Here is a 5013-nt window from a genome sequence, read left to right on the forward strand (position 1 = left end):
GTAGACCGCCACACTCGCGATCCCCGCGTCCCGGCAGGCGCGGGCGACGCGGACTGCGATCTCGCCTCGGTTGGCGATGAGCACCTTGCGCACGACAGCTCCCCACTCCACGACCGGCGGCCACCGTCGGCGGCGGCCACTGCCCGCGGGACGACTCCTCCGGAACGTGGCCCCACCCTCCTCGGGTGGGGAAGGAGGCACAAGATCAGCCACAACAGGTCCGTGCAAGGAGTGCGAGGGGATGTGGGACTTGGTCACGTCCGGGTCAGAGGCGCGCCAGCACACCATCAGGTCACTCCCGGCTGCGGGAGGACCGGGGTGGCCGTGGGCTGTGCGGAAGGGGGGGCCGGTCCGGCCGCGGGACCGACCCGTCATGTCCGGAGGGTGGGCCGTGCGGCGCCGAGGACACCCCCGGTCAGGCCGGCTCGGGGAGCGGCGCCCGGCCCTGTGCATCGCAGGACGGAGGCGGAGTCTGCCCGGACGAAGGCCGGGGCGACGCCGGGCGTCGCGACCCCGGCGGAGCCTGGACGAAGGGCCCCGGTGGCCGGCGGTCAGGGAAGCAGTCCGTACGCGGCGGCCTTGGTGACGGCGTCGAGCCGGGAGACGGCGTCGAGTTTGCGGAAGATGCTGTGCAGGTGAGCTTTGACGGTACCGGTCGCGATGTCGAGGCAGTGCGCGATCTGCTGGTTGGTCATGGCCGACTCCACGCAGCTGAGCACCTCCTGCTCCCGGGGCGACAGGCAGGGCACAGAGGGTTCCGCGCTCTCGGGACGCCGGCTGGGCACCAGCGCCGTCACCGCCGCCACCAGTCCGTCACGGCCGGCGTTCACCGGCAGGCAGGTGTGCGCACCCAGCCGGCACAGCTCCGGCTCGGCAAGGGAGGGGATGAGCCGGGGCACGACGAGCACAGCCGTCTCCGGCGCCGCACGCCTCAGCCGGGTCACCACCTTCTGGCTCGCCCGGTGGGAGGGCTCGAGCAGGACGACGTCCGGACAGGTCTCCGCCACCAGGCGCGGCGCCTCGCTCTCCCGCGAGGTCTGCCCGACGACGACGATGGTGCGGTGGGCGCTGAGCACCGCTGTCAGAGCATCGCGTAAGAGAGCATGCCTGCCGACGATCAGTACCCGTATGTGGTGCATGGTCTCCGTCCAGACTGCTGCAGGGGCTTCGCCGAACGCTGCGCATGACGCGTGTACCTCGTCTCCGAAGCGGCCTCTCCTCCCCGGGCACCCGTTACCCCAACGGACGTGAGGGCGTCACGTGCCGCAGGTGGACGAGGAGGTCGAACCAGGCGGAGAGACTGCCGCCGGTCATGTGGTGGGCGCCGTCGGCGTCCGGGTCGTAGTGGGGGCCGATGACCCGCACGGCGGCCGGGCCGTCCAGCCATGCGCTGACCGGCGCGGGGCGTCCGCCGGCCGTGTCCTCCAGGTCGAGCAGGTACATGTCGGGGGACGCCGTGCCGAGCACGGACTCGGCCAGTTCACCGGCGGCCTCCGGCACCTGGTGGGGGCCGCCGGCGAAGGAGGCGATCCTCCCGGAGTGGAAGGTGAGCCCCACCGAGAGGTATCCGTCGCCGAACCGGCTCCGCAGATGGCTGCCCGCGTTGGCCTGGCGGCGCGGTGGCGCGGGTGGGAAGCGGACGGCCCGGGTGGGGCCGTCCGCTGTGTGGGTGAGTGCGGACCAGAGCACCACTTTCTTCCCGGTCAGGTCGTACCAACGGATGACGTTGTCCGCCAGGCAGCGTTCCAGGCGGGCCATGTACCGCGCCTCCCCCGGCTTCCCGTCGGCGTGCAACCGGTAGAAGGAGAGGATCGCCTCGGCCGCGTGCACCGCAAAAGCATGCTGCTCCTCCCCCGTACGCGCGGGGAGCCCGAGCACCAGGTCGCGAGCGGCTGCGGCGCGCGTGACGCACTCCGCCCGGTCGGGGCTCGCCCGGAAGCGGCGCACGTGCTCCGCGATGTCGGCTCCCGGCCGCAGCCCCGTGTACCACTGCCGCACCAGGGATGACCGGTCCGGGGCAACCGCCTGCACATGGTCGACCACCGCGTCGTACGCCCAGTCGCGCACTTCCCGGACGTTGACGCCGAGCAGGCGGACGGGGTCCTCGGGCCGGTGCGCGTTGTGCTCCCGGACCCAGGTGAGGAGCTGGTGCATCTCCTCGGTGCGCCAGGCGCCCCCGGCCCCGCCCAGCAGCTGCGCCAGGTCCCCGGTGCCTTCGCGGACGTACCGGTCCAGTTCGACCCCGAGGGTCCAGTCCTCGTCCAGGGCGACGGTACGGAACCCGAGGTGCCGCACCAGTGCCGCCACCATCCGCAGTTGGAGGCACGAGACCTCGTGGGCCCCGCGGGTGCCCGCCCCCATGCCCACGACCGTCGCGGCGCGCGCCCGTTCGACGAGCTTGTGCAGGTCGCTCGCCGGGGCGTCCGCGGCCAGGCCCGCCAACGGCTCCGCGACGTCCTCCAGCCAGGCGGTGACTTCGCTTCGCGCGCCTTCGCTGAGAGGCGCTACGTGCTCGGTTGGCGTCTGCACAGGATCTCCGGGTCGTCGAACCTACTGCCCGCTGCTCTTCCGCCTACTAGCCGCTGCCGGAAGGTGGTAAACGACGCCCTCCCCGCCGGACCCGTGCAGGGTTGAGTTCCGGCCAACCACTTCCGCACGGCACGCCCCGCCCCGGCTGCGGCGGTGTGCCGGCGGGGCATCACCGGTCCTCTGGCCGGGTGCACTGCCCCTCACCCGCCGGCCGGGGGGTGGTGGGGCAACAGGTGCGCCAGGAGGAGGGCGACGTCATCGCTGGAGCCGGGGTGGCGCAGGTGTTCCAGGAGCAGGTCGCAGGTTTCCTCCAGGCCCTGCGGGTTCCCGGTGAGGAGGCCGAGCAGGACCTGGAGCCGGGTGTCGATGGCGTCGGTGCGGGTCTCGACGAGGCCGTCCGTGTACAGCAGGAGACGGCTGTGCGGGGCAAGGGTGAAGCGGTGGGTGGTGAAGGCGGTGCCCTCCAGGCCGAGAGGTGGACCCGGGCTCGCCTCGACGAGTTCGGCGGTGCCGTCGGGGCGCACCAGCACGGGCGGCAGGTGGCCTGCCGTGGCGATCTCACACCTGCCGCCGGCCGGGTGGCAGACGACGTAGGCACAGGTGGCGAAGGAGGTCTCCGAGCCTGCGGTGAGGGCGTCCAGGTGGGCCAGGACATCGGCCGGCGGAAGGTTGAGGCGGGCCAGTGTGCGGGTGGCGGTGCGCAGTTGCCCCATGGTGGCGGCGGCTCCGACGCCACTCCCCATGACGTCGCCGATGACCAGTGCGGTGCTGCCGCCGGGCAGGGGGAGCACGTCGTACCAGTCTCCGCCGATCTCCGAGGTGTCGTCGGCGGGCCGGTAGCGGGTGGCGATGTCGAGTCCGGGCCGGTCGGGGGCGCGGCGGGGCAGGAGGCTGCGCTGCAGTACCAGGGCGGTGTTGCGCTCGTACCGGTACCAGCGTGCGTTGTCGATGCAGACTGCCGCCCGGTCGGCGAGTTCGGTGGCGAACGCGAGGTCGTCCTGGTCGAAGGGGTGTGGGTCGTGGGCACGCAGGAGGGTGAGGGCGCCCAGGACGCTGCCGTGTGCGCTGAGGGGAACGGCCAGGTAGGAGTGGGCACCGGTCCGGGCGAGGACCTCGGGCCTGGGTTTGCTGCCGAGTCGGGCGAGTGTCTCCCGGGTGAGGCGTGGCACCAGGACCGGGCGCCCGGTGGTCACACACTGCGTCACCAGCCGGTCGGCGGAGTAGACGACCGCTTCCCCGACCGGGTCGGCGACCAGGGCGGCGTCGACGGGTGGGCGGGAGGCGACGGCCAGGGGCCGGAAGGTCTCTCCCCGGCCGGGCAGGGTGGGGTCGGCTGCCGTGACGATGACGTCGAGGATGTCCACCGCTGCCACGTCGGCCAGGTCGTCGACCGCGATGTCGGCGAGTTCGTGCGCGATGCGCTCGAGGTCGAGGGTGGCGCCCAGGCGCATGCCGGCTTCGGCGAGCGTGGACAGGCGCTTGCGGATCCGTGTGGCCTCCAGGGAAGCCCGGTGCCGGTCGGTGTCGTCGACCACACTGACCGCCACCCCGACGATGCGGCCGCGCTGGTCCTCCAGGCGGTAGTAGGAGGCGGACCAGGCGTGTTCCCGGTGGGGGTCGGGGTCGGAGGGGGTGGTGCCGAAGGTGAGCTGGTTCAGCAGCGGTTCCCCGGTGGCCAGCACCTGGCGCATCGCCGCTTCGATGGGAGTGGTGTCCGGGAGGGGGATGACCTCCGGGGGACGCCGGCCCACCGTCTCACCGGCCGGCTTCCCGTGGATCTTCTCCAGCATCGGATTGACGAGCATGTAGCGCAGGTCGGAATCGAGCACGGCCAGTCCGAACGGCGCGTGGTGGAACAGCCGTGAGGTGAGCGCCAGGCCGGTTTCCAGCTCGCGCAACTGTTCCTGGTCGCTGGCGATCCCCAGGGCGTAGGTGTGGTCCTGGTCGTCCTGGAGCTGTACGTTGCGGAACTCGGTCTGCCGTACGGTGCCGTCCTTGCACCGGATGGGGAATCCGCCTGCCCACGACTCGCCGGCGAGTACGCGGCGGAAGAGTTCCAGCACCCTGGGCTTGTTCGGTGGATCGATCAGGAGGTTCGCCGCGGGCGAGCCCAGTGCCTCGGCTGCGCTGTACCCGAAGAGCCGTTCGGCCTCCGGACTCCACAGCGTGATGCGGCCCTCGCTGTCGAGGACCGTCGCCGCGACCCCAAGGAGGTCCAGCAGACCCCCGGGCGGGGTGGTCACCCCGCGCTCCTCGTCCCCGGTCGACCGGTCCACACGCTCACCTTCTTCTGCTCAGGGCTGTCCCGCAATTCCCGGCGGGCTCCCGACGCCCCGCACGGCACGTTCCGGGACCGCGTCCGGAAGGCCACACCGCACTGTCGAAAAGTCCCAATAAACCCAGTATGCGAACGGCCCTGCGCCTTGCGAGGCACCGCACTGGGCGCCGCTCGCCGATCCCGGGAAGGTGCGGACACCGCTGGCC

At 72.3% G+C, this 5013-nt stretch carries 4 protein-coding genes; all 4 read right to left on the reverse strand.

Translation table 11 applies throughout. From position 1 onward, the window contains the following. Positions 1-93, reverse strand: a 93-nt coding sequence (locus ACFV3R_RS34425) for a biotin carboxylase N-terminal domain-containing protein (RefSeq protein ID WP_280842533.1), incomplete at its 3' end; no start/stop codon positions are given. Positions 94-551: 458 nt separating this feature from the next. After that, positions 552-1139 carry a response regulator transcription factor gene (locus tag ACFV3R_RS34430; RefSeq protein WP_385591463.1) on the reverse strand — a complete coding sequence of 196 codons (588 nt, stop codon included), beginning with the start codon at positions 1137-1139 and terminating at the stop codon, positions 552-554. A 94-nt stretch (positions 1140-1233) separates the two neighbouring features. Then, positions 1234-2529: an erythromycin esterase family protein gene (locus ACFV3R_RS34435; RefSeq protein ID WP_385591466.1), complete on the reverse strand. Its 1296-nt coding sequence runs from the start codon at positions 2527-2529 to the stop codon at positions 1234-1236. A 200-nt stretch (positions 2530-2729) separates the two neighbouring features. Beyond that, positions 2730-4805 carry a SpoIIE family protein phosphatase gene (locus ACFV3R_RS34440; protein WP_385591468.1) on the reverse strand — a complete coding sequence of 692 codons (2076 nt, stop codon included), beginning with the start codon at positions 4803-4805 and terminating at the stop codon, positions 2730-2732. Positions 4806-5013 lie beyond the last annotated feature (208 nt).

This window comes from Streptomyces sp. NPDC059740 (genome assembly GCF_042733155.1).
Lineage (GTDB): Bacteria > Actinomycetota > Actinomycetes > Streptomycetales > Streptomycetaceae > Streptomyces.

What these genes read in the sequence shown, in the direction of transcription:
- ACFV3R_RS34430 (WP_385591463.1), bottom strand. Translation starts at nt 1,139, where the DNA reads ATGCACCACATACGGGTACTGATCGTCGGCAGGCATGCTCTCTTACGC.